The following is a 26814-nucleotide window of genomic DNA, read 5'->3' as shown; positions in this document are numbered from 1 at the left end:
TAGCTTTATTTCAGGCATACTGTACTAAGGCTTAGCTTAAAGCTCTTTTAGAATCGTGCTTCTAGCCAAGCCTGTAAATCAGCTACACTACTAAAGTCTAACAATGCCTCGCTCAAATCTTCCACTCCACAGGAGATGACTACGCGAATAAAGCTCAAGTTCAACGAGTAGAGCAAAACCTATTACTATTTTTTATTCAGATATTTTCCCTCAAACCAAACGCGGTAATGAGAGTTTAGAAGATTCCCTACTTGAAGGGCTACAAATTACACCTCAACAAATCTTCCAACAAGCAAGAATTTCCTAACTTGGATACTGATATCCAAAACCAAGGAAGGAAATAGCCGAAAGGCTTATCGTTAGACCTTGCTAAATAAGATACGTTGCAGTAGATACCTTGTAATGTCACGTTTTTAGGTTGATAACATTCTTTTTAATAGTCCTAGGCTGAACAGTATTGCTACAGGTATTACCAATATATTAAGCGTTCCCACGGTATAGCGATCGCCTAAAAAACAACTAATATCCATCTTCCGAAATTTGCCCTTTAGAAATTGATGTTATAAATTATTGATGCTCAAATCTTAATTTCAAATTTATCACCAATGACAAGCACACAAATCAGAACAAATACAAAAGAAAACAAATCAGCCAACAAGAAACAGTCTTTTGCAGATGTGGATGTTGGCTCTCCTAAAGTACCACTCCGCAAACGCAACAAAACAAAGCAAGAACACGAGTTACTGAGTGACTGGGAACATGCAAGTTAATTTGCTACTTTGCCTTCCAATCACATAGCTGAGATGGAGATGTCATGCGAGGGCGATTATATTGATAAAATCCTTCAACATTAAGTGAAGCATTACGGTACAAAATCCACTTAATATCATCCCGATTATCATCAAGGGTAGTAATCAAATATCCCTGGCTGAGTGTCAAGCGCCCCTCTGAATCCCACTTCAATAAAGATTCTGGTCTGTTTTCCCACTGATTACCAGCCCATGATATCGCCAAAGCTTCACCTATGATGCAATTGCCATTTACTGCCCCTCGAATACAGATAAAATGATCTGAATGAGGATAGCCGTAATATCCTTCAACGCGATTTCCCGTCTTATTAAAATTGAAACAAACTCCAGCCCCGTCTCGCCAATCTTTGGGGTCAGGTTGACTACAAAACTGATAATTGCTATTTGCTAAACTTGCAATATTAACTGGCCGGTCTAGAACCCAATTTTGGTTTACAGAAGATAGAATTTGTTTACTTTTAACTTGGCTGTAAGAAATTAGCGAACCTGCTAGTAAGGTTGCAAAAACTACACCCAACGATAAGAGATTGCTTCTATGCATAATCTCACATCCAACTCTTTGGAAGGCTGGCGTTTTTGAGAGATTTGAGGTTGAAATCGGCTAATCTTTAAATAGCTGGAGCCGCAGATACCGCTAACAGTATTAGTAGTACTAAAATTAACAAGCTGATTTTGGTAATCAGATAAGTAGCAAAATCATCTAAGGGAAAATTGTTAATCATTCTACACCTCCATTAATAGATCGTGTAAAGTTATCTGAGGCGTTGAGCAACTGTGAAAGCATAGGCTGTTTTTTATCTAGCCCTCGTTGCCTGCATTTCTATTTTCTCTCAATCAGAACTACATGAGATGTCAGGCAAAGTTTAGGTAACATATTGTAGCTTTCTGACATCTTTTTGGGGCTACTGCCTTCACTATAACGTTGGGCGGCAGACCTTTTTACAGCTATTTTTAGGTAAATGTACCACGTTTTTTTGATTTCACGCAGAGGCGCAGCGAAAAGTTCTGTAGGCGGAGAGAAGTCTGAGCGCCGGCGTCCGGCGCTCAGAACTTCGGGGTTTCCCGCCGTAGGAAACTTTTAAAGACAGAGCCACACAGAGAAATCAAGAGTGTGGTCTAAAAACATGAAAATTGCTGTAATTCATGCCCATGCTCAGCATGAGAATAAGAAATACCTGATTGCTTCCTCAAAATGCCTAAACGCTTACTCATTTCGGTAGATTCAGCAAGCAAGAAGGCATATTGCTTGCTCATTTCAGTATATCGCGCACTTATTTTGCTCAATTTTGCAAGCCAAGCTGATGATATTCAAGCCGAAGTTGTTTAATATGAGTTTTATCTGACTCAAAAAATAAAACACGGCTAACCTCATCTAATCCCAACTCCTCAAACTGTCCAAGTTCGGAGTTAGACAAAGCCCAAGGAGGGCCATCGGGTTGTGCTTCAGTGTCCCGAAACCGAGTAATTATCAATAAGGTTCCCCCGACTGCAACCATAGAGGCAACTGACCCAATGACTGTTGAGCGTATACTCAAGGGTAAAGCTTGGATATTCCGAGATTCTACAACTAAGTCAAAAGCCTGATACCATTGCGTAGGAACTGCCAATAAATCTGCAACTACGTAGGTGACACGAGAATCAGGAAATCGTTGCTGACACCAAGCAACAGCAGTAGGAGAAATATCAAAGGCCGTTACCTGAAATCCCTTCTGTACCAAAGCTTCTGCATCATCCCCCAAACCACAACCAATTACCAGCGCTGAACGCCCCTCGCCTTGAGAAGCATGAGTTAACCAATCTTGAAGATAGGGGTGCGGCGCTAACTTTGCCCAAGGAATTTGAGTTACATCGCCATTAGATTCGGCATATAAAACATCAAACCACGCTGATGGATTTGATTGTTGTACTGCTTGAGTGGCTAACTGTTTAACTCTCTGCTGTAAGGTTTCTGGTGGTTTTTCACTCATACGTTAATTAGTATTTAAGTTGTGTGTTAAGGAGGTAGGAGATGGGAGATGGGAGACAGGAGTTATAAAAATTCCCCCAGCTTCCCTTACTCCACTTACCTATTATTTCTCTTGCAAATCAATCCAGATACTACCTTCTGCTACACGAACAGGAAACACTGGCAATGTTTTTTCTTGTGAAACCAACGAGAGTACCTTACCTACACCAGGCGGCCAGGGACACCAGTTTTGTACTTCACCAGTACGCAAGTCATAAGCACTACGATGAAAAGGACAAACGATCGCACCTGCTTCATTAATTTTCCCCTTTTTCAAAGGCAAATTTAAGTGAGGACAAGAGCTATTAACTGCATAAAACTGATTTTCGTGGTTCAAAAGCAGTATACTCTGGTTGCCAACTTTCACCACTTGTCGCGCACCTGGGGAAAGCGCTTCAACTGCAAGAACTTTAGTCCAGCTCATTAGGTTCTCCTTTCCTAATATATCTGCTTTCAGTTTCCCGCAATTGTTACCACTGCGATCGGGTAGTTAGGAGATAGGAGATAGGAGTTATTTGTTCTTCCCCTGCTTCCCCTGCTTCCCCTGCTTCCCCTGCTTCCCCTGCTTCCCCTGCTTCCCCTGCTTCTCTACTCTTCTTTAACCAACCCCACGTTCCATAATAGATCTGAGAGTCTCGTCTTTAGGACTGCTTCCCGATGTATCAAACCGACCCGCCACGTTCTCCAAAAGAAGTATTGCCGACCATGTATGATCTTCCCAGTGAAGATCCAGAGGAGCCTGGTTTACCTGATCAGTTTCATTTATTGCAACCTCGTCTTTTGGACGCAAGCTTTTGTCCGCCAAATTATCCTAGCGACGAGATTTTTGTTGCTAGTGATTTAAATTTGTATTACGATTCGCGCAATCCGTTATGGCATAAGCGACCAGATTGGTTTGCTGTCTTGGGTGTTTCCCGTCTCTATGAACAAAGAGATTTACGCTTAAGTTATGTGGTTTGGCAAGAGGGAGTTTATCCTTTTATTGTGATTGAGTTACTGTCTCCCGGTACTGAAAAAGAAGACTTGGGGCAAACATTGCGGGATATCGAGCAACCGCCAGGAAAGTGGGAAGTGTATGAGCAAATTTTGCGGATTCCCTATTATGCTGTGTTTGACCGCTACAAATATCAGTTAAGGGTGTTTAAGTTAGATGGCGGACGTTATGCTGAGGTAGCGTTGTCACAACCACGCTTCTGGATACCAGAACTAGAATTAGGTTTGGGTGTATGGCAGGGACGCTATCAAGATATTGAGCAGCCTTGGTTACGTTGGTATGATGGGACAGGCAACTGGGTATTAACTTTTACAGAACAGGAAGGACGACGCGCAGAACAAGAAAGACAACGTGCAGAACAGGAAAGACAACGCGCAGAACAAGAAAGACAACGGACAGAAAGGTTAATAGCACAATTGCGATCGCTCGGCGTTGAACCCGATTTAGATTAGCTGTCTCAAGAGATTAAATGTAGTTCCAATATGTTAAGTAACTTGGGCATATCTTTCTGAGAAACCTTACGTGTATCCGTCTCTACTGCATCAACCCAAGAAATACTTTTACCCATTGTTGACGCAAAAAATGCTCTAGACCAGCCTTTGGTTTTTCTAGCTTCTCTAATAACATTGCCAGTTGGAGGCTGAACATAGCTGTTGTGCTGAATATTGTCTTTGCTTGGCTGACTTGAGTTCATCAAGCATTCCTGTACTTCTGCTGGTACATGAAAATGCCATTTAGTATTTAGTAATTCATTCCAGTAGCCTATTGGTCTTTTAGTGCAATTGCTACTTATTAACCAAGCTGCTTCTGTTTCCAAATCTACTTGCCATCCTGCTTCTTTGACAACTTTCAAGTCAGTTTCAAAATCATCAGCTATTTGTCGTCTCAGCTGATTGTCTTGCTCCACTGTTAACAATTTGTCTGCGCCATAAGCAATTTCCATCAGAGTTTTGCCCATTACGCAATTCTGATATCCTGGTTGAATTTGGAAGGTTAGCCAGACTAGCATTCTAGCTGCACCAGCATTTTGTTTGCCAATGCTAAATAGTTTTTGTACAGTTTTCTTTGTGATAATTCCAGTATTAGAGTAATAGTTAGACTTATTGAGAAAGTATTTTGTCCATGCTCCAGGCTGACCTATGACTTTTAAGCCCACCAGTTTGCTATTACCAGCTTTATCTGTTTTAAAATCTCTGATTATACTAACGTCCCAAATCTTTAAATCAGCAACAGTAAAGTCTCCTACTTTCCCTCGTTTAGGCCATGCAATACAGGCTAATATTTGAGCAGGTTGCCGTAATAATTGGTACAAAATACTTAGCTTTTCATGTTTGCATAAATCTCTACGTTTGACAAGTCCTGTATATTCAAGTAACTGCTTGTCATCAATGGCAAAATTACCTTCCCAAGGTTTTTCTAAGTTGGCTACTAAAGCACAGTAAATCAGGTGAATAGCACATGCTCTTGGGTCAAATTGGTCTATAACAACTAAGGCAGTTTCTTCAGCCAGAGTTTCTGGTTGTGGGTTTTCGGGATTATCCGTTACATAGTAAAAGATTTTTTCTTTTGTGCCTTCAACTTCTTTTTCATAGCTGAAAGTCCTACTTATTCCAGTTTTCCAGGACAGATTCATTTTTTGAGATAAGACATCAGCAACTCCATGTAGAATTAGAGATAAAGCGGCAATATTAGTCTTACCATCAGGGAACAATGAAGCTTTTTTGAACTGCTGGGGTTTTCGTAGAGGCTGGCGATAACCTAATATTGACTTTGGAACATCTTTCTTAAATGTGACTTTAAAAGGAATTTGCTTTTTTGGTTGAGCAGTTGAATGGTCTAGAAAATCTTCATCTTCAGTAATCTTAGTTTGACTGGGATTTGAATTATGGGGAATATTTTCTAAAATCCGCTGAAATCGATGCAAAAATTTACTGTATAAGATTTTTGCTAATTGTTTCATTTTTCTATGAATACGCTGTTCAATGTATATCAAAATAGTTGGTAAAAGCTATGAATACTATTAAAATTTGATTGCTTTTTGTATAAACTAATTTATGCGATAAACATCAACAAAACCGTCATTTCTATTCTCAATTTTGATATTTACAAGTATTTTTTGCAATATAATTTTAGACATTTAATTACTATTTTGATATAATTTTAGATATTTTTGCACTGCGAATTTATCTATCTTCAGAAGTAATGAGATATATTCATAAGAAATATTTACTGTTATTAACCTTAGCCTTTGAAAATAATGTCGTACAGTGACAGCAGAATCTCTACCACAATCAGAATCACCACATACCACTCTACTCGCTGGCTACTGCTATGCTGCATGAACTCTAGCACCGTTTGTGCAGTTTGAGAAATTAGCTCTAATTTGCGTTCCAGCGCATTGTGACGCTCACGAATTTCGTATTCATCCTCCAAGCGCAGATATAAGTTTTCTAGCTGTGGGGATTCCCAGAGCAACTCCGGCTTATCGATGATCTCTACTCGACCCACAATTTTATGTTGAACTAACAGGGTAGTCCCAAGTTGACGCAGTAATTCCCGGCTCTGCCGTCTACTCCTGTTTTCCCGCTGGAGACTAGCTGCAAACGGTTCAATTTGATCAAATACAGTGGCTAGGCTAGTTTCATAATGAGACAGCACAACACTCTTAGCGAGAATATCAGCGACTATCTGCAAGCGTTCAATACTAAATTCATGCAGTAAAATTTTTCCTTCCTTGACTCGCTCACTTTCCGTCACGTTGAGATGAACTTCCACCTCTTCCGTCTCCGGGTTGGCAAAAGATTCGCTAACTTGAGAGGATAGTTCAGTTAAGAAGGCTACCTTTTCCACAGGTTCAAGGTTAAACAGAACAACTGCACCATAGCCCAGCAGCACAGCACAGCCGTGTTTACCTACTGTAACCATTAGTGGCATTGTCCCCAAGCAGACGTAATTCTGCAATGTTTGTAGGTTAATCTCCTGACCAAGGAATAGGGCTTGCGCTCTAAATCTATCTCTGTCATTAAAAAGGAGTTTTTGCATTGACGCCCTATGCTATGTTCTGCCTGTTGATCTGTGGGGGTAGCGATCGCAATTAATGCCTGTTATCGCAGATCACTACAATCTCAGCTTACCAATAACATAGTTGCTTTCAAACAGTTATATGAACTGAGAGGTTTGTTGCGAGATTGCGGGATAGGATGTGCAGCATTCATGCGATCAACGATCGCGTTAGCAATACCCCGATTATAAATAGAACCGTAGCGCTCATCCGCAGAAATGGCAAACCGCCAAAGATTGCGAATTTTAATTAGAATATCTGCATTGGAAAACCAACCGTCTGCATTCTTGGCAGCACACTACAAAGGAGCCAATAATCTTTTCCCTCCCAGACTCTCGTTAGCAACTGAATAGGGAAATACATCCGAGTCATAATAATATACGCTCAATAAATTTAAACATTTCAGCCTCCTAATGCTATTTTCAATTAACAAATAAAATTCCAACTATAGTGTGTTTCATATAATTAAATTTTCATCCATCGTGAGCAGTAAGTAAGTTCGCACTAGTAACAAAGAATTAAACTGGGGAATTTTGAGGACGCTTAAGAACGTCCTTACACAAAGGGTTAGATATCAGAACTTGTAAAGCCACGTTTATTTATTTAATAGGTTAACCTTTGATTCAGATTGCGATCGGTTTTGTCCAAGTTTTGGAGCAAGAATTAGTGAAATTCGCAAACTGAAAAGATTAAAAAGCTAGCTTTAGTCATCTACTATCAATCAATGAGTTCAAATTTTTGGCAATGTACTCACCAACAACGGCTTCTGAGCATTTGCTTTTCCACCAATTCAAAGATTTTTGGTGTATTTCTTGCATTAGTTGCTTGTTTGACAGCAGCTTTTCTAATGTACTTTCTAAATCGCGCCAATCTGTAATTTTAATCGCAGGCGAACTATCATAGAACCACCTGGAAGGTAAAGCTTCTGTTATCACAATACAACCATACTTAATTGCCTCATAATAACGATATGTCTCAAATGAAGTTCCTCTAGGAGCGAGACATATTTTCGTATTCATCATTCTTTCACTATAGCTGTTTGCAGCTTTGCTATCACCAGTAGCGCCGAAAGCCTGAGTTATGGAAGATTCAACTTTAAACTCAGGATGTTTTTCTTGAAAACGATTAGCATTCAATATCATTTGTTCACGAGAAATAGTCTTTGGAGTTCTCAACCAATACTGCAAAGACCATATAGGATAAGGTTCATGTGTTGCACTACCAGCAAAAAAAACATCATAAAGACGGTCTTCTATATTCTTTATTGGCAAATCCTCTGAGTTATAGTATCCCAAGGGAATGTCGTATATTGGAGCAATTTTACTTGTATTTGATAACCAGCTTTTGAGTTTTTTAAACTGGTAATTTATCATCCAAGGCAGGCGAATAGCTAAGTTTCTCACATATTGAATTACTGTTACCAAGTTGAGATAAGAAGGCTCGAATAATGGATTACATCCAACTATTTGATTAGTCCCATAGCATTTATATATTGCCCCTACCTTATCAACATATTTGGGTATGCGACATAATTCATCTCCTAGCATAACCACAATTACATTTTTACCATAGGATGGCAGTTCATTCATTTCAGTCATTGTTATGTAAAACGTTAAACCTTTGTGCTTCAAGTTTTTTTCTACGAATTGAAACACTTTACCAAAATAAGCGACAAAGCCACATTGGGCTGGGTTAGGGTTGTATATATTCCAAAGAATTAGCCCTTCCTCTGGCGTTATGTAAATATAGTATTGATTGGACACTAATTGACTGTTTAACATAATAGTGTATTCTTATTTAATTCATAATATTGTACTTAATGAAGCAAAGTTAAACAAAATTTTCTGGGAGGAAAATCTTTAAATAAATCAATCTGTAAAAATTGACAAATCATACAATTTATGGTTAGGTCTAAATTAGATTTCACCATAGTGCATCAACTAGCTTAAATGTGAAGTGAATAATAAATGTAAGTATAAAAAGCTGCACATTGTGAATTAAAAATATTGAAAGTAACAAATTAAGCTGTCCAGTATGATTAAATTTCAAAGTATCACTATAGCAATAAACCACTGATAATCTACGTAATAGAAGGTTAAAAATGCATAAAATTGGAGTTGTTCTGATTGGCAGAAATGAAGGAAATCGTCTCAAAGCGTGTCTGTTATCAGTTATGAGTGAAGCGATCGCGATCGCAGTAGTATACGTGGATTCTGGTTCTACAGATGGTAGTGTAGCGTTAGCTCGTTCTTTAGGAGTGCATGTAGTAGATCTTGATTTATCCATTCCCTTTACTGCGGCTCGCGCCAGAAACACTGGATTTGAATATCTATTGCAAGTAGAACCAGATATCGAATTTGTCCAGTTTTTAGATGGAGACTGCCAAGTAGTACAGGGATGGTTAGAACTTGCAATGCAAGAATTAATTTCCCGACCTGATGTAGTCGTGGTGTGTGGTCGGCGACGCGAAGAATTCCCTAGCAACTCGATTTATAATCGCCTGTGCGATATTGAGTGGGATACCCCCATTGGTGAAGCTAAAGCTTGTGGCGGTGATGCGATGATGCGTGTCTTGGCGCTCAAACAGGTGGGAGGTTATAATCCTACCCTGATTGCCGGTGAAGAACCAGAGCTATGTGTGCGATTGCGTCAAGCAGGAGGTAAAATTTTACGTATAAATGCAGATATGACATTGCACGATGCTCAAATCACTCACTTTGGTCAGTGGTGGAAGCGATCGCAGCGAGCAGGTCATGCTTATGCTGAGGGGTCTTGGCTGCACGGTCGTCCCCCAGAACGTCATTGGGTCAAAGAAAGCCGAAGTATTTGGTTTTGGGGTTTGCTTTTGCCGCTACTGGCTGTTGCAGCTGCATGGTTAACTTCAGGTTTAAGCATACTATTACTATTAATGCTCTATGCAATCTTGGCATATAAAGTATATAAAAGTACATTTAACCAAGGTTTGAAATCAGAAGATGCAATTCTCTACTCACTATTTTGCCTATTAAGTAAATTCCCACAGGTGCAGGGTCAGGTACAGTTTCAACTCTCCCGCTTGCTTAAACAGCAGCGTACCTTAATTGAATACAAGAAAGCAGCCTCATAACTTGCCTACCGCCTCTCTATTCAGCACTTTGCTATACTCCTCATGCTATGTTCACCATAAATTCAAGAAATTACCAATATATCTAAAGATTAACTTCATACAAACATATTGGTTTTAATCTGAAAAAATACTATGTTAGTTTTGCCACACTTATAGTGAAAATACTTGCTTATACCAATTCTGTATGAGGTTGCGCCGTACAACACTTGCCTCTTGCCAAGAGGGGACGGCGATAGACGGAGATAGATAAGTTGCATCTTCATAGAGAAATGATATTAATTATTCAGTCAAGCATAAAAATTTAAATTACTTGAGGGGACGAAATACTTTATTAAAACCGTGCGTCACTTTTATTGATGATTTATTTCGCTGCGATCGCGGATTGTCGATGGTGAAATGAGTCACGGTATTAGATGAACTATGCAAAGCGTCTTCCTAATTTTTTGATAATCTGGCAGCACATTTAAAGTCAATATGAAAATTGCATATCTAGTTAATCAGTATCCTAAAGTCAGCCACAGCTTTATCCGGCGCGAAATTGCAGCAATTGAGGCTTGCGGTCTTTCAGTAGCACGCTTTTCAATTCGCTCATGCGAATCTGAACTGATTGACCCAGAAGACAAACTGGAATTTCAGAAAACTCAAATAGTTTTGGGTGTAGGCTTATTAGGTTTACTATTTAACCTATTAAGCGTTGCTATCACCAGATTAATTCCTTGGCTAAAAGGTTTACTGTTAGCTATCAAACTTGGTAGATCTTCAGAGCAAGGCGTTCTTTACCATATCATTTACTTAGCTGAAGCTTGCATTCTGCTGAATTGGTTTCGTCAATCAGGTGTAACTCACCTACATGCTCACTTTGGAACCAATCCTGCTACTGTGGCGATGTTGTGTCGAGCAATAGGTGGCCCTCCCTATAGTTTTACAGTTCATGGCCCATACGAATTTGATCGACCTGAAAGTTTAGCTCTGGCGGAAAAAATCAATCGAGCTGCATTTGTTGTTACTGTTAGCGACTTCAGCAGAGGTCAGCTTTATCGCTGGTGTAGCTACCAACAGTGGGACAAGATTCATGTAATTCGTTGTGGTCTAGACGATAACTTTTTCAATCAACCAACAACAGCAATCACATCCGAACCAAACTTAGTCTGTGTTGGTCGCCTTTGTGAAGAAAAAGGTCAATTACTATTACTAAGAGCAGTTAAGCAACTAAGCTCAGAAAACTTGCAGTGTAACTTGACTCTAGTAGGTGACGGGCCTTTAAGACAGACAATAGAAACCTTAATTAAAGACTACGGTTTGGAACAGCAAGTAAAGATTACTGGTTGGGCTAGTGGTGCTGAGGTTCAAAAACATATTATGAATTCTCGCGCTTTAATTCTAGCTAGCTTTGCAGAGGGGCTACCTGTAGTGATCATGGAAGCATTAGCATTAGAGCGTCCAGTAGTTAGTACATATATTGCCGGAATTCCAGAATTGGTAAAACCGGGAGTCAACGGCTGGCTTGTACCATCCGGTTCCATTGAATCTTTAGCAGCAGCAATACGTGAAGTACTGCAACTCCCAACAGAGAAACTTGAGCAAATGGGTAAAGCAGGATTCGCTGCTGTTAAAAAACAACACAATATTGCACAAGAAGCAAGCCAATTAGCAAACCTATTTCAACATAGCTAAGTTAAATTTTTCATAAATTATGACATCTGTAAAAAAGCTTGCTGTCCGTGGTGCAATCTGGACAATTGCGGGTTATGGAACTGCTCAAATCTTAAGATTTGGGAGTAATCTGATTCTGACTCGCCTGCTAGTACCAGAGTATTTTGGTCTGATGGCTGTGGTTAATACCTTGAGAGCAGGTATTGATCTATTCTCAGACATCGGTATTCCTCAAAGCATCATTCATAATAAACGGGGTGATGAACCAACTTTTCTGAATACCGCTTGGACACTGCAAGTAATACGTGGCTGGGTACTCTGGTTGATCTTTCTATTGATTACCTTGCCCATTGCAAACTTATACAATGACCAACGTCTGCTTTGGCTGATTCCCTTTGTTGGACTGTCATCAGTTTTTGATGGATTCGGTTCTAATGCTATACATACTCTCTACCGACGCCTAGACTTGGGTAAGTTAACCAAATTTGATCTGTGCATACAGGTATTGAGTCTGGCTACTTTAATTTTTTGTGCTTGGTTAAGTCCAAGTATGTTGGCTCTAGCTATTGGAGTAGTAGCAGGATCAATATACAGAATGGTGGGTAGCCATTGGTTAATACCAGGATATTCCAATCGATTTGCTTGGGATCGAGATGCTGTTAAAGAGATAGTATCCTTTGGGAGATGGATGTTTGTCGCCACAGGTGTGACATTTTTGAATGAGCAAGCCGATCGCTTAATTCTTGCTAAGCTGCTAGCCTTTCGACTTTTAGGTGTATACACCATAGCTTATAGTTTGGCAGCGATACCTAGAGAAATTGTAAAAAATCTCAGCTATAAAGTTATTTTTCCGACGATTTCCCAGCAAATTGACCTACCACGAGCAAGTTTACTAAGCAAAATCCTCCGCCAACGTCAGATGATATTGCTTGGGTTTGCGATGTTGCTAGCTGCTTTAGTGGCTGTTGGTGATTTAGTAATTGGAGTACTTTATGACCAAAGGTATGTCGAAGCAACGTGGATGATGCCGATTCTATGCTGCGGCGTTTGGTTTTCAGTATTATATTACACAATAAGTCCGGCTTTATTAGCGATTGGCAAGCCTTTGTATTCAGCCCAAAGTAATCTAGCTGGGTTCGTAATGATTGGCTTGGGATTACCCATAGCATTTTTCTATTTTGGTACTGTTGGAGCAATTGTTGTAATTGCAGTCAGCGATTTGCCTTTGTATCTAGTCAATCTTTATGCGCTTTGGCGAGAACAACTCTTTTGTCTAACTCAGGATATTCAAAGTACTGTCTTTTTTATTGTCATGTTAACTATACTTCTTAGCATTAGAAATTATCTAGGTTTTGGACTACCAATTCAAGCACTCTTTTAGTTAAATACTTCTAATTGATGATTTTCTTGATAGCGATCGCATCCAAAGATTTATCAGTTTTAAATATTCACTGATTGGTTGATTATTGTAATGATAAATGTTATTATGTGATTGATTATCAAATCGTAAAAACATCCAAAAAGCTTAATAGTTACAACAAAATATATGCAGACTCTAAAGCGATCAGTAAAGCAACTGTTAGGTCAGTCTTTAGTTAACAATTTTAGGCTCTGGAAACAAAAACAAACCCATAAAGAGCTAGTTGGTAAGTCTTCAAAAGAAATATTCACTTCATTCTATGAAAAGGATCATTGGGGTAATAGAGAATCAAAATCCGGGCCTGGTTCATCAGAGTTTGAGACTAGACAAATTCGCAAAATTTTACCTGAACTAATACGAGAGCTTAACGTTAATGTCCTTCTGGATGTACCTTGTGGGGATTTCAACTGGATGAAATCCATTGATTTGGGATGTAATTATATTGGTGGAGACATTGTTAAAGAACTAATCGAAAACAATCAAAATAAATTTGCAAGTTCTCAACGAGTTTTCTTTGAATGTGATATTACAAAGGATGAGCTTCCTAATGCTGAATTGATTCTTTGTAGAGACTGTTTTTTTCACCTATCATTCGAGGATATCTTCGCAGCAATAGAAAACTTTAAAACAAGTAAAGCGAAGTATTTACTTACTACTACTCATCCTGATACTGTAGAAAACTTCCCTATACTAACAGGTGGTTATCGTGGTCTTAATATGTGCCTTGAACCCTTTAATTTTCCTACACCATTAAAGCTCATTTATGAGAGACGTGATGCAGGTTTTGCCGATATAGATAAATGCTTAGGTCTTTGGAAGCTAAGTGATTTGTGACTTGTACTATAACAATAGTAGAGATGTAGCATTGCTACGTCTCTACTATTTACGACTAAATTACTTTACAGGCTCTCGTATAAGCCAACTCTTGCCGTGACCTTGTGAAATCGATAACTTTTTTGACAGCACGAAACACAGGGGGAGCTTCATTTTTCATAGAACCAATAGAAGTCAGCCAATCAGCCACAGGTGGATGAGTTTGAGAGAGACATTCTACAAATGTTTCCCAGAATGCAGGCCACATAGCATCATGGTAGTGAACTATTTTAGCTGCTTTGAGTTTTTCTTCACTGTACCAATCCTTGTGTGTCTTACTACCCATTGCATAATTGTGAGAGTAAGGCAATCCCCGCCAAGGAATCCTCATCTTGACCATAGTTAAACCGAGAGCAACTTGGTCGTTGAAAAAAAACCCGCTTTCGTGAGAAGCTAGACAAGCATCAAATAATTGCAGACATGCTTGCAAATAATGCTGGGCAAAATTTGTTGAACGCCGATAAACAAAAATCCCACTGTTCCAATATAAACGGATTAGTATTCCTTCCTGCTCTGTTTTAATCCAGGGGAGAGTTTCAATATCAATACCTACACATTTGCAAATCTCTTGCCAATAAGCTTCACAGGGGTCTTGTAAACCTGTAGTGCCAATATTTTTATCGGAAGCACAAGCCAGAAAACTTTCCTCTTGGTTGAGAGTGAGTTGGTCTGGTTCATCTACAATCAGTAAATCGCTATCTAGCCAGCCTATACATTCAGTTTGAGCAAGTTCTTCTACAGCAACTAGAGCGAAAGGTTTATTCAAAAATTTGTTCCAAGCATATTTGTCATTTTTTTGAAAATAGAGATACTTCACTTGGAATTTATCAAAAATTTGATGTGTCTGCTTCGCAAGAGGAGGCCCAAAGCGAGGGGTTACGGCATATATAGGTGCATCAGCAAACTTTCCTCCCCACCGACGCAGGCTTTCTATCATACGCGTTGTTTGCGTCTCCAGTGAGCCGGACTCAACACAACACACAAAAGTAGTTGGAAAATTTTTAGTCATCATTGTTGTTCTCAATTTTGGTACAGTAAAATATAATGTCACCTAGATTTTGGCTATTATTTATTAATGGCGATCGCCTCATTCAATCTATAATTAACTAAGGTTATTTCATGAGCTTTTTCGGACTTGTTTCTTTTTTTGTGAATTCCATTTACTTATCAAATTACTAGTTGACCTTGTTTGCTGCACAGAAAGAACAACTGCAATAAATAATGTCCAATATATATTACTTAAACGCAGCAAATAACTCTCTGTCATATTATTCATCGCTAAAAAAATCAGAAATCCCAGAGGCCACAAATCCTCTGGATTATTTGTAGCATAAGCTCGTTTTACTGACCTGATAAAAGCTGTAAAATAAATGATTATAAAAATGAATAAACCTATGTAACCAATATCAAGTATTATATCTATAAAACCATTATGAGCATGAGGCAAAATTAGACCATAACCAAGTGTTTCACCTGCTTCTGCCGCGTACTTACTTTCATGTGACCAAAATGCACTACGTCCATAACCTAACCAAGGCCTATCCTCAAGTTTCATAAAAATAAAATTCCAAATCAATGTCCGTCCTGTTAAAGTCGGGTCTCTTCCCAAGCTAGTTATGAGAGTTGCCCAATTACTAATAACTAATGTACCCACACATCCCATAATTAGAATGCCTATATCTAAAAAAAGTACAGTTATCTTTCCCCGCCAACGAAAGTTTCTATAGAAAGATAGAATTAATGCCAGAATTAAACAGACAACTAGAGATGTTCTAGAGGTACAAAGTAGAATCATTAATAATGATATAGCAATACCAATTTTCTGATAAATACGATGTCTTGGGTTGTCAATAGGCAAGAGAAAAAGCGCTAATGAGTTGATAATCATCATCGCACCCAAGGTATTTTTATAATCGTATATTCCTCGCCAAGCTCCATTATGATCTTTTGCATGTATGGCGATAGTAGGTATTACTAAAGCAGAAAAAAGACTTAATAAAGCTCCGATACTAAAGGTCAATGCTACTAGTTTTACTTGCTCTTTTAAACTAAATCGTGTAGCAAAATATAAGCCAAATGAGGTCATTTGTAAAACCTCGCGGTTATTTCTCAACGTTTCTGAGTAAATATCTGACCAAAGAAATGATAAAAAGATAATTGTTGTCAATATCCAGAGTAACTTTTCTCTATTGGCTATACGTAAAGCGTTTTTCCAATCGATGCAAATTATTGAAAGCGAAGTTACCCAAACAAAATATCGAACTGCTGTTCTAATGAGGCCTGGAAATAACGGCCCTGTGGGTAATGTTAAGCCTATATCAAAGGCTCCTGTAAAAAAGGTTAATCCTAAAATTGCAAAGCTTTTCTCAGCCAGTTCTAAATATATTTTCCTCATAAATTTAATTTTATAGTACTGACAAAATAATTATTAATTAATAAATTTTAGAACGGTTGAGCAGTAATATCTTTATGGCGATAGCTCCGCCAAAGCCTGCCGTAGGATGCCCAAAGGGCTATAGAACGAAGGGATTTTTGTTTGTATAGACGTGGTTTTTAACCGCCTATTTTACTTGTTATAGCTAACTTTTTAACTTTTTCTTGTTCTTGAATTGCCAGCAGAATAGATTTCAGCGCAGCTCCCCAACTCTTTCTAGTGTCATAAAATTGTTCTTGCGCTATGAGACAAGCTTGTCTCTTATGTTCATAAAGTTGACGATCGCTATATAACTCTAGCAAAGCATTACCATAAGCTTGGACATCATTAGGAGGCACTTCGACGACAGCATCCTGAACATAAAATAAAGCAGGACAGACAGCGGAGGTAACAACGGGACGACCTGATAAAATACTTTCGCACACGACCCGATTAAAACCTTCAATAAATTCTGTCCTAGTTGGTACGACGACAACATGCGATCGCTCAAACATTCCTCGCATTTGCAGTTTGCTACAATACCCATGACAGATAAAAGAGCCATCAACGCCAGCTTGCTTCGCCTCCAAGCGCAAAGTTTCTAGTGCTGAACCCTCACCACAGATATCAAAAATGATCTCTTGTCTACCCTCGGTTGCGAAACGCTTAGCAATTTCCAACAAATCAAATACACCTTTATTTCGCTCAACCCGTCCCGCAAAAAGAATGCGGAAAGATGACTGCTTAATATCAGGTACAGCTAAATTTGCAAAGTCTGCACAGTGATAGGTCGAAAAGAACTCTAAAATTGGTTGATGTTTTCCCCCAGTCAGGTGAGAAATCTGAGCAGCTATATCATGGGACGCCACAAGTACTGCTTTACAATCATAAGCAAACAAATTATGGCTAAGTAGTAAATTTAATTTATCAACTAAACGTGGAGGTAGATACTTGCACCATAGTAAACAATGCAATGATGGGATAACTTTCACTCCTAGCCAGGAAAATAAAGATAAAACAAACCAATATGTTGTACCACTATCTACGACTGCAACATTAGCTCGAAAGCGAATTGCAGAAGCCAGCAAGTGCAAGCCACACCAAATTTGTCTTAAATGATATAATATGCCTGATGCATCAGGTAATGGTACTGGACGATGCTCAATGATGAATCGTTCATCTTGGATACATCTTTTTTGATTAGACTGTGCGATCGCATAACCTTTTGCATCTAAAGTTTTACAAACTTCATAGAACTGACTTGAAAAAGTAACTGATACTTGTGAAGGCGCATCTTCACCCTTGCTCCAATAATTGTAAGCTTCAATAATATCTTCAGGGCCAACGGCATAAAGAATCCGCAGGGATTTAGGCATTTTATAATATCTCTCTTTTCAAAACAGTCAATCATAGGAAAAACCCATAATTAAACATGAAAATCTCTTTAATACTCATCACCCATAACTAAGAGGTGGGAAACGCAGATTCTTCTTTAAGAATGCGACGTTTTTGATTAAAACCTGTGATTTTTAAGGCTAAAGCTTCAAGTTGCTGGTAAAAAGATTGCGGCAAAACCAACAGAGAATAAGCAGCAGCCAAAGTAATAAGTGTACGACGTGGTTCTTCTAGCAGAATGCGCCAATAAGTTGATAAGGCTTGGTGGATAAGTTGCACAGCTGTTGAACCTGCCTTTAAAGTTACTGCCCTTCGAGCTAAATGGCGTAGTTGATAAGCCATAGCGATATCTCTCAAACTAGCCATTTCCATAGGAGCATACTCAGAGGCTATTTCTAACATCTTTACCCAGGAATTTAACTTTTTAACTAGTTGGGCTGAGTGTCCCTGTGAATTTACCCGATAGAGCGTCAGAGGTTCAGGAATACCCTCAATTTTCCATTTTGTTTTAACAGCAATCCGTAGCCAACATTCCACATCTTCTGATGGATGCAGCAGCCTATCGTCATCAAAATAAAAGTTTTCTACAACACCATAAAGATTGTCTGAAAATTTAATATCATCAAAAACTTCCCGCCGAATCACTGCCACCGAGCCATTACCAATTGGGGTGCGACAAAGTAAATCAACTAGATTAATTCCTTCAAGCTTAGTAATCTGATATATACCCAAAGGATTATCCGCCTCATCAATGAAGGCAGAGCGACAAAAACTAACTCCTACAGATGGTGAACTATCTAGATGCTCAATATGTTTTGCGAGCTTTTCTGGCAACCACAAATCGTCTGCATCCAAAAAAGCTAAATATTCTCCTGTAGCTTGGCGGATACCAGTGTTTCTGGCCGCAGCAACTCCCAAATTTTTCTGACGAATAATCTCAATTCTGCGGTCTGTAAATTGCTGACAGATTTCAACACTTCTATCAGGAGAGCCGTCATCAATTAGTAAAAGTTGAAAATTTGTATAGGTCTGAGCGAGAACAGATTGCACCGTAGCTGCTATATATTTCTCAACTTTGTAAACAGGAATAATAACAGATACTTTTTTCATTGTAAAAACCTCTAATTATAATTATTAAAAATATTCTTATATTTAATTAAGTTCACCTCTCTCAACATTGATTATTTTTGCAGGTATGCCAACTGCTGTTCCTCTTGCTGGAACATCGCAGAGAACGACAGCATTAGCACCAATATTTGCACCGTCCCCAATAGTAACGTTGCCAAATATTTTCGCACCAGCACCAATATTGACACGCTTACCTAAATTTGGTGCATCAAAAGGACGATTGAGATAACGGTTTCCTAAAGTAACACCTTGGCGAATAATACTGTCATCACCAATCAAACAATTTCCATGAATTACAATCCCTCCTTGGTGTTCAATAATCACGCGGCGACCAAGTTGGACGCTGTAAGGTAATTCAATACCATAGGTGTTGCGAACTTTACGAAATAACATTCTATAGAGGATGCTGAAGGGTGCGCGAAGAAGTTTAGGTTGAATCTTCATCCTCCACACTCCAAAACGCTGAATTGCTACCGCTCTAAATCCTGGCTTAGTCCAATCTCGTCCATGAGCAATCCAGTCTTCTTTGATTTGTTGCCAAAGACTTAAAGCCGAAACTTCCTCTGCACTTGCATTTATTTTTAACTCTATTTGTGTATCCATCACGAGGTTCCTATTTCAGCTTCTTTTAATTAGCTATTCCAATTGAGAGTATTTAGCAAATGTACAAATTTTTTAAATTGACATTAGCTAACAATTAGCTTTATTTAATATTAAATAATTAGATAAAGTTTAGGACAATGGTGCAGTATCTACCTTTTCAACACTGTTTTCTGCTCGTGGACTATTGTAATAAAAGTAATTATCGGGTTCCTGCTTGACATTGACGGCATTGGCAACGATGCCCAAAATATTAGCCTCAGAAAGTGACAGCAGAGACTTAGCAGCTGCAACACTAGTTGAATCTACAACACCAGGCCTAATTACAACTAAAACTCCATCCGCCATCTTACCTAAAACTGCTGCTTCAGCAGTTCCCATTAAATGAGGAGTATCGAAAATAATGTAATCATATTGTTGAGACAATTGATCAATCAGAGTAGTCATACGCTCCGAGTCAATCAATGCCAAAGGATTAGGTGGTATAACTCCAGCTGTAAGGACAGATAGATTAGGTGTAATTTGTTGCACAATCTGAGAAAATTCATCCTGACCAACCATAACATTGCTCAAACCCACGGAGTTGATTAAACCCCAAAAGTGATGTTGAGATGGCTGACGCATATCTGCATCAACTAATAATACTCGTCGTCCTGCTTGAGCCATTGCCATAGCTAAGTTAGCCGAAATTTCTGATTTCCCCTCTCCAGCGACAGAACTAGTAACAACAATTGTGCGAACTTTTTTATCTAAACTAATAAACTTTAGATTGGCCTGAAGCATTTGGTATGCTTCGTGAACTATTGAGCGAGGATATGTTGCAACAATAACTCGGCGAGAAACCCTTTCCCAGGTTGTATCTTCAACTTCCGATGTGTTGTTATTGCTTTCAAAAGTGGGAATTAGTCCCAATAAAGTATAACCAAAAAGTTCCTCTGCTTCCTTCGATGTCTTCACACTCCTATCAATTAGGTCAATAAACAAGGCAGCTGCTACACCTAGTAATAAACCCACAAATCCCCCGCCTATTAAAATCAGCATCTTACGTTTTGTAGCTGCTGGATTGCTCCCAACCTCAGCATATTGCAACACACGTGCATTACCAATAGTTTGATTCTCTGCTACTTTAATTTCTTGCAATCTTGTCAAAAGATTTTCATAGCTTTTTTGGGATACTAAAAGATTGCGGCTAAGTTCTCCTTCCATCTTTTCTAAGTTAGGCATAACATCCGCTCTCTGAGCATACGATTGCCTAATACTAGAAATAGATGCTATTTTTTTCTCTAACCCCAAGCGTTGTGACTGTAATTTTACAAAATCTGAAGCCAAATCTTGCTTGAGTTTTCCCATTTGCAATTTATTCGGAGAAAGCTGTATTTTATATCCTAAAGACTCGGCAGTTCGCTGCTGTAATAAAGATTTTAGGGCTATTTCTTGGCTTTTTAAGTTAATTATAGATGGATTTCTTTCTGTGTAACGCGCTCTTTGATTTGCTAACTGAGTTTGAACTTTTTGCAGTTCAGCTAATACTTCTTGTACACCAGATGCTTGACTTAAAGAGGTAATATCTACAGCTTGTCCTTCTTTAAGATTTAGTTGACGACGTATTTGTTTCTCTTGGGTACTCAAATCTGCTAGCTGAGAGCGAGCATTATTTAATTCCTCATCAAGAGCAAGAATAGCTTTAACTGTGCCACTCGTCTCTTCTTGCAAATCAATAACCTGATTTTGAGTCTTAAACCGCCGTAAAGCTTCAGCAGCCATATCTAATTCTATTTTTGCCCGTGGTAACTGTTTTTGAATAAACGTACCCGCAGCGATCGCCTCCGAACGGTTAGTGATAATATTATTAGCAATGTAAGAGTTCATCACTTCATTAACTATATCTGTAGCCATTTTAGGGTCTTCAGATATATGAGAAATATTAAATCCATCAGTACCGATAATTCTTTCAACCTCAATGGCAAGTGACTCAGGCTTGAGAGGCTTGCCTGTTTGATCTTCAAGCTTGAGAGTCTTTATCACGTCTTGTTTAATGGTTTCAGACTGCACTAGCAAAGCTTGTGTGTCTAGAGGATTAGATGCATTGTTAGACCCAATTGATTCCAAATGCCCTATTTTTTCTCCAACTCCTGTAAGAGATGATGTACGATTTAATTGAAACATTAATTTTCCACTTGCTTCGTACGTAGTTGGTTGCATGAAGAAATTAGCCCCACCTAATGCAGCAAAAGCTACAAATACTCCTGAAACTATCAACCAGCGACGCTTAAAAACCAGCAGATATTTTTGAATATTTATTTCATCAGGATAGTTCTTATTATCCATACCAGTTACTTATTTTTAGATGAATGGGTAGTTGGAGCTATTTATAATATTTTGATATAAATGGCTTAATATATATGAAGTTTATATAAAAGTTAAGAAAATTTTTAGGAATAAAGGGAAAATATAGAAACAACGATAAAGCCAGAGGATAAGGAACAATATTTGAATGAATTTATTCCTCCGTTTAATGCCCAAATTATCTGGCGACTAATAGAAAGTAAGAGTTTAAATCCCTACTTTTTTCAAGTGCTTCTGGTTCAACAGCGAATCTCCTTCTGAATAGCTACCTCTACCTTTTACTTCTTACATAAATACCTTCTTCAATTATTTTCACCTTTACTCATATCATGAAAAGGATTTTTATAAAGCTGCAATTTTTGTTGGATTATTAAAAATAAAAATGGAATAGCATCAAAGAGATATCTTTTCCAAAGTCGCCTAGGTTCACTTAAAAGCCGATAAAGCCACTCAAGTCCAACTTCACTCATCCATTTTGGCGATCGCTTGCAATTCCCTGCTTCAAAGTTAATTGTTGCACCAATTGCCAAGAATATTCTGATTTTCTTTAATTGCTTTCTATATTTGGCAATCCACATTTCTTGTTTGGGAGCACCTACACCAATTGCCAAAACCGTGGCTTCAGAGGAGTTAATAAGATTGACAATTTCCTGACACTCTCTCTCATTATTCTCAAAACCAAATGAAGGTGAGTGAGTAGCAACAACTATATCGCGACCTACCTTTGCATTTATTTTTTGCTGAGCAGCCTTAACTACTTTTGCTTCAGACCCTAGCAAAAATATTTTTATACTTTCATCATGTTTGTAACGATTATAAAAAGCTGGAAACAAATCCGAACCTGAAATTTTTTCCTTAACTCGTATATTTAAAAACCGAGCTACATACATCAATATTTTGCTATCACAGACTACATAGTCTGCTTCTTTATAAACATGGTAAAAATCTTGATTTTTTTGCAATTGCATAATGTGATTCACATTAGGTGTAAATACAACACCACTCTCTTGCAAATTTTCCAACAACTCAGCCATTGTGATATTATTAATGGCCACATTCAACACTTTTACTTGTCTCATAATAACTGGTACAACAACCAAATCCTCATCAAGACACTTATTTATTAACGTCTAGCCAAAGTTGGTGATTATTTTGAAGGTACTACACAAAAAAGCGTAATTAAAAACGTAATAATTCAGGTCATACCAAAATCTCTACAATCATTATCCTGATAAAGGTTTCTGGGGATTAGTCACAAATTTATATTCTCAATAAGAATTTCTTGACGATGATATTTTTGTCCCTTATTGCAACTCAAGGTATGTTAATGAGCAAAACTCAATTTTGAAACTGTTTTTGTGACTCGGTTTCAAACGCCTGAATCTTACTTAAAAACAGTAATCCTATGTCTATTTCACTAAACAATTAATAAACATAGAAAGGATAAAGTTTAGTCAGTTATTTAATTACATAGGTGTTGTATTGGCAAGCTATTTATGTATCCTATAGCTTTTCATTAAAATCACAAATAGGTAATGTAAAGTTAATATGTGGAATTTTAACTTTTTGCTAAAGAAAATGTAAAGTTTACTATTATAATTGAGTAATCAAGCTACGCGACCTTACGGATAATCTGAATTTTGCTATTAAGACATGAGGTATTTTGGCTTCTGCTTACTTTTCATAAAATCTCAGTAATTTCTCTGTATCCACCTATGCCATCTGTGTTTATCCTTTCTTTGTGTCGTTCAGCCAAAGTTCCCTTGTCTTGTCTTGTGAATATGACTACCAAAAAAAGCCGTAACTCCTGTAAGCCTTCTTCGGTTCTCTTTTTCATTGTTAGCCTTCTATTTACTCTCTTTTTAAACCTTGGTTGGGTAAACTCTAAAGTTGATACATCCGTTAGTGTCAATGCGGTAGAGGCCTCAGATAAACTAGCCCTTAATTCAGGAGCTAGCTACTATGTTTCACCAAAAGGTAGTGATAATAATCCAGGTACGAAAGAGAAACCCTGGAAAACCATTAGCTATGCGGTCAGTGAAAAATCTCCCGTCAAGCCAGGTTATACTATTCAAGTTCAACCAGGTACTTACACTGAGCTAATCACCCTCGATAAATCTGGTGATAGTGAGTCGGGAAATATCACACTCAAAGCGAATGGTGAGGTTATATTGCGCGACCCTGACTCCATCAATGGTGGCTTTGGGGAAGGAGTTATTCAGTCGAACGGCAAGGGGTATTGGGTCATTGATGGCTTCCGCATTGAGAAGACATCCTGGGCTGGAATCTCTCTGCGTAATGCCAATAACATAACTGTTAAAAACAACCATACCTATGAGACTGGTGCTTCGGGAATCATTATTCTGCCTGCAAACTACTACAATGGTGGAGAACTAGAAGTTACCAGTAAAGATATCAAAGTGCTAAATAACACTGTTGAACGAGCCAATTGGAGATGGCGGAGCAACAGTTATACAGTTGGTACGCAGGAAGCACTGAGTATTTGGGGAGTCAATCGCTTTGAAGTAGCAAATAATATTGTTAAAGAAGGCAATCGCGAAGGGATTGATATCAAAGTCGGTTCCCGTAATGGCTCCGTCCATAACAATAAAGTGACTGGCGCAGCAAAAGTTTCTGGGACACCTCAAGGCTATAACGGTGGTGCTGCCATCTACATTGATGGCAACCGTGCTGAGATGTTTAACATTGATATTTACAACAATACTGTCTTCAGGAATACTGCTGATGCAATTGTCATTGCAGATGAAGTTTCTAATCAAGGTGATGTATCTGGTATCCGAGTCTACAACAATGTGATCTATGAGAATGGACGGCTGGGAGTGAATGGTGGTAGCGGAATTCTCGTTGGTCGAAATGTTCGTAACGTTGAGATTGTCAATAATACTATTGCCAAGAATGTCCAAGCAATTTCTATCGATGGTGCGTATTATACCGGCGGTTATAAACCTCATGATATTTTAGTTCGCAACAATATTTTTGCCGATAGTACCTACCGGAATGGGTATATTCAAGATGTTAAAAACCTGACCTGGGATTACAACTTATTCACGGATAAATTTGCAAATTTTTATGAAGGTGGTAGTAGAATTGAGAACTCGAAACTTTTGAATAATACTAAAGTTCGGTCGATTGGATTTGTCAACTTAAATAGAAATGATTTCCGTCTCGCAGCTGGTTCATTAGCAATTGATGTTGGCTCCTCACAACTTGGTACATATGCAAAGTTTGATAAGAATGGTGTGCAACGAAATCAAGGTGCTGGCATTGATATAGGTGCTTATGAGTATTGAAGTTGTTTTCAAGAACAGGGTATTGCGCTAATAGACGCCCCGACAATATCCATGAACCGTTTCATCCGATATTTCATGGAACAGGGAACTGGCGTTCGCCCTACAGCCCTTTGGGCATCCTACGGCAGGCGTGCCGGAGGCATCACCCGAAGGGCGTCGCGCAGATATGCACAGAGGATAAAGGGCGTTGCTGAATTTGAATATGAAGTTTAAAAATCAACTCTTACTCTCTGTGGCTCTGTCTTGGAAAGTTCTGATGCCTGTCTTGAAAAGTTTCCTGCGGAGGGAAACCCTCCCGCAGAACTTTTCGCTACGGCGGGCTGCGCCAACGGATAGCGCAGCGTTGGAGCGTCGGAAACCTCCGCACCCTGCGGGAAGCAAGCTACAGACTTTCCGCTGCGGCTCTGTCTTGGAAAGTTCTGTTCGCCGGAAGCCGGCGCACCCTGCGGGAAGCAAGCTACAGACTTTCCGCTGCGTGATACAAATTCATATTTTTACTCAGCAACGCCGGATAAAGAGTTTGAGATTTCAATACATCAAATTTAATCCCATGATTTAGCAACGTCAGTAAATTAATCATCTGATAGCCAGAATCAGCTATGTATGTATATATACATATCTGCAATACCTTTTTTGATAGTTGACTTTAATCTTAAAAGTAGTAACAAATACTCATTACTTGCTAATTAAGCGATCGCCATTAGACCTGACTTAAAAATAAAAATTTGGCTAATAAACGTCGTTAAATGCCCGAAAATTCGGCAAATTGGTGATTTTATGACTTTTGTTAGACGCTCACCTGGGCTTGTACATATCCTGTTTGAGCTTTGCTCTGAAACCACAAGTTAATTGTGTTAAGACTGATGTTGAACAGTTGACTCGCTTCACTTTTATTGAGACTATCCACCTTGATCGCTTGGATCACTTTTTGTCAGAGATCGTAAAACTTCAGACTTTAGACAGTTACAAGAAAAGACAGACGATGCTATTATCGAAGCGCATTCGTTAGGGTGTAAACTCATAAACTCACAATAAACTTGTCCCTAGTTCTGGCTCAAATGCTGGCTCAGCTTCATCTTTCCTATAAGTGAGACAGTAAGTTTTCCAGACGCTCATCAGCTAAGTTGCTATGGACAAGAAATTACATTCCTCGGCTTCATCGACAACTGACTCATAGAAACATTATGTTCTACTCACTTACTATTTATCTGGGGATAGTAGCCTACTCAGTGATAGCTTACTTTATCTTCACTGAATGGCTGTTTTTTTTTATGAGCGATAAAGAAATGAATCCAGGACAGCGCTTTTGGTCTCGAATAATTTTGTTTATAGCTACTCTCGTCTGGCCTATAATAGTCCCCTTTGCTTATTTAGAATTATTAAGATTTCATAAAAAATATAAAAAAGATATTGATTTACTGATATCTCGAACAGACGAACAGATATAACAATCTTATTAGAGCACTTCACAGTATTGGAATGGTAGTTTGCTTGACACTGTTGTGAGCATGACAGGGCATTGTATTTCTTGAAATGCTCTTAAAGTCAAGAGTTATTCTTTTTTCTCTCTCTTTGATGAGGGTAAAATCACGCAGAAGATAGAGGTATTAGCCGACTGAATTTTATTATGTTCAATGAATAATTATGAAGAAAGATTAACTAGAGGAGCTGACTATTACTACTCAATTATCAAAGGATGT

General features: G+C 38.5%; 22 protein-coding genes and 1 pseudogene. 9 read left to right on the top strand and 14 right to left on the bottom strand.

The window, feature by feature from the left end; translation table 11 throughout:
• Positions 1–47 precede the first annotated feature (47 nt).
• Entirely contained in the window at positions 48–125 is a 78-nt protein-coding gene (locus FNW02_RS39685) for a DUF4351 domain-containing protein (protein WP_348535469.1), read from the bottom strand.
• A gap of 41 nt (positions 126–166) precedes the next feature.
• On the opposite strand from FNW02_RS39685, the pseudogene FNW02_RS39055 reads away from it, so the two are divergent.
• A pseudogene (locus tag FNW02_RS39055) lies at positions 167–307 on the top strand (Uma2 family endonuclease); the annotation flags it as partial.
• A gap of 298 nt (positions 308–605) precedes the next feature.
• On the top strand, positions 606–770 hold the full coding sequence (locus FNW02_RS30275; RefSeq protein WP_191761154.1) for a hypothetical protein: 165 nt from the start codon (positions 606–608) through the stop codon (positions 768–770).
• A 4-nt stretch (positions 771–774) separates the two neighbouring features.
• On the opposite strand, the gene FNW02_RS30270 is transcribed toward FNW02_RS30275, so the two are convergent.
• The 3 genes from FNW02_RS30270 to FNW02_RS30260 form a co-directional block, all read right to left on the bottom strand.
• On the bottom strand, positions 775–1350 hold the full coding sequence (locus tag FNW02_RS30270) for a hypothetical protein (RefSeq protein WP_225226010.1): 576 nt from the start codon (positions 1348–1350) through the stop codon (positions 775–777).
• A gap of 739 nt (positions 1351–2089) precedes the next feature.
• Positions 2090–2776 carry a class I SAM-dependent methyltransferase gene (locus FNW02_RS30265; RefSeq protein ID WP_191761153.1) on the bottom strand — a complete coding sequence of 229 codons (687 nt, stop codon included), beginning with the start codon at positions 2774–2776 and terminating at the stop codon, positions 2090–2092.
• A gap of 102 nt (positions 2777–2878) precedes the next feature.
• A complete protein-coding gene (locus tag FNW02_RS30260; protein ID WP_191761152.1) occupies positions 2879–3238 on the bottom strand; it encodes a Rieske (2Fe-2S) protein in 360 nt (119 codons plus the stop codon).
• Positions 3239–3471: 233 nt separating this feature from the next.
• On the opposite strand from FNW02_RS30260, the gene FNW02_RS30255 reads away from it, so the two are divergent.
• Positions 3472–4260, top strand: a complete 789-nt coding sequence (locus tag FNW02_RS30255; RefSeq protein WP_191761151.1) for a Uma2 family endonuclease — start codon at positions 3472–3474, stop codon at positions 4258–4260.
• 5 nt (positions 4261–4265) lie between these two features.
• Here FNW02_RS30255 and FNW02_RS30250 read toward each other — a convergent pair whose 3' ends face one another.
• The 3 genes from FNW02_RS30250 to FNW02_RS30240 all read right to left on the bottom strand — a co-directional run bounded on the left by FNW02_RS30250 (position 4266) and on the right by FNW02_RS30240 (position 8650).
• On the bottom strand, positions 4266–5768 hold the full coding sequence (locus FNW02_RS30250; protein ID WP_191761150.1) for a helix-turn-helix domain-containing protein: 1503 nt from the start codon (positions 5766–5768) through the stop codon (positions 4266–4268).
• 281 nt (positions 5769–6049) lie between these two features.
• The gene (locus FNW02_RS30245) at positions 6050–6850 is read right to left on the bottom strand and encodes an RMD1 family protein (protein WP_191761149.1); all 801 of its coding nucleotides are present in this window, start codon (positions 6848–6850) and stop codon (positions 6050–6052) included.
• A gap of 726 nt (positions 6851–7576) precedes the next feature.
• The gene (locus tag FNW02_RS30240; protein WP_191761148.1) at positions 7577–8650 is read right to left on the bottom strand and encodes a glycosyltransferase family 47 protein; all 1074 of its coding nucleotides are present in this window, start codon (positions 8648–8650) and stop codon (positions 7577–7579) included.
• Positions 8651–8970: 320 nt separating this feature from the next.
• On the opposite strand from FNW02_RS30240, the gene FNW02_RS30235 reads away from it, so the two are divergent.
• The 4 genes from FNW02_RS30235 to FNW02_RS30220 all read left to right on the top strand — a co-directional run bounded on the left by FNW02_RS30235 (position 8971) and on the right by FNW02_RS30220 (position 13882).
• The gene (locus tag FNW02_RS30235; RefSeq protein WP_191761147.1) at positions 8971–9975 is read left to right on the top strand and encodes a glycosyltransferase family 2 protein; all 1005 of its coding nucleotides are present in this window, start codon (positions 8971–8973) and stop codon (positions 9973–9975) included.
• Between the two features lie 474 nt (positions 9976–10449).
• Positions 10450–11649 carry a glycosyltransferase gene (locus FNW02_RS30230; protein ID WP_191761146.1) on the top strand — a complete coding sequence of 400 codons (1200 nt, stop codon included), beginning with the start codon at positions 10450–10452 and terminating at the stop codon, positions 11647–11649.
• 19 nt (positions 11650–11668) lie between these two features.
• Positions 11669–13009 (top strand): oligosaccharide flippase family protein, encoded by a 1341-nt coding sequence (locus FNW02_RS30225; protein ID WP_191761145.1) that lies wholly within the window; start codon positions 11669–11671, stop codon positions 13007–13009.
• Between the two features lie 165 nt (positions 13010–13174).
• Positions 13175–13882, top strand: a complete 708-nt coding sequence (locus FNW02_RS30220; RefSeq protein WP_191761144.1) for a class I SAM-dependent methyltransferase — start codon at positions 13175–13177, stop codon at positions 13880–13882.
• A gap of 55 nt (positions 13883–13937) precedes the next feature.
• On the opposite strand, the gene FNW02_RS30215 is transcribed toward FNW02_RS30220, so the two are convergent.
• The 7 genes from FNW02_RS30215 to FNW02_RS30185 form a co-directional block, all read right to left on the bottom strand.
• On the bottom strand, positions 13938–14858 hold the full coding sequence (locus tag FNW02_RS30215; protein WP_191761171.1) for a hypothetical protein: 921 nt from the start codon (positions 14856–14858) through the stop codon (positions 13938–13940).
• Positions 14859–15038: 180 nt separating this feature from the next.
• Entirely contained in the window at positions 15039–16316 is a 1278-nt protein-coding gene (locus FNW02_RS30210; protein WP_191761143.1) for an O-antigen ligase family protein, read from the bottom strand.
• A 158-nt stretch (positions 16317–16474) separates the two neighbouring features.
• Entirely contained in the window at positions 16475–17710 is a 1236-nt protein-coding gene (locus FNW02_RS30205; RefSeq protein ID WP_191761142.1) for a glycosyltransferase family 4 protein, read from the bottom strand.
• Between the two features lie 88 nt (positions 17711–17798).
• Positions 17799–18839 carry a glycosyltransferase family 2 protein gene (locus tag FNW02_RS30200; protein ID WP_191761141.1) on the bottom strand — a complete coding sequence of 347 codons (1041 nt, stop codon included), beginning with the start codon at positions 18837–18839 and terminating at the stop codon, positions 17799–17801.
• Between the two features lie 42 nt (positions 18840–18881).
• Entirely contained in the window at positions 18882–19460 is a 579-nt protein-coding gene (locus FNW02_RS30195; protein ID WP_191761140.1) for a serine O-acetyltransferase, read from the bottom strand.
• A gap of 129 nt (positions 19461–19589) precedes the next feature.
• A complete protein-coding gene (locus FNW02_RS30190; RefSeq protein ID WP_191761139.1) occupies positions 19590–21785 on the bottom strand; it encodes a GumC family protein in 2196 nt (731 codons plus the stop codon).
• Between the two features lie 320 nt (positions 21786–22105).
• Positions 22106–22882, bottom strand: coding sequence for a WecB/TagA/CpsF family glycosyltransferase (locus tag FNW02_RS30185; RefSeq protein WP_191761170.1), 777 nt, complete (start codon positions 22880–22882; stop codon positions 22106–22108).
• Between the two features lie 702 nt (positions 22883–23584).
• On the opposite strand from FNW02_RS30185, the gene FNW02_RS30180 reads away from it, so the two are divergent.
• Positions 23585–25114: a right-handed parallel beta-helix repeat-containing protein gene (locus tag FNW02_RS30180; protein ID WP_225226009.1), complete on the top strand. Its 1530-nt coding sequence runs from the start codon at positions 23585–23587 to the stop codon at positions 25112–25114.
• A 202-nt stretch (positions 25115–25316) separates the two neighbouring features.
• Positions 25317–25673: a hypothetical protein gene (locus FNW02_RS30175; RefSeq protein ID WP_191761137.1), complete on the top strand. Its 357-nt coding sequence runs from the start codon at positions 25317–25319 to the stop codon at positions 25671–25673.
• The last annotated feature ends 1141 nt before the right edge of the window (positions 25674–26814 follow it).

Source organism: Komarekiella delphini-convector SJRDD-AB1, from assembly GCF_014831675.1.
GTDB lineage: Bacteria > Cyanobacteriota > Cyanobacteriia > Cyanobacteriales > Nostocaceae > Komarekiella.
This window is presented reverse-complemented; position numbering and strand designations above follow the sequence as displayed.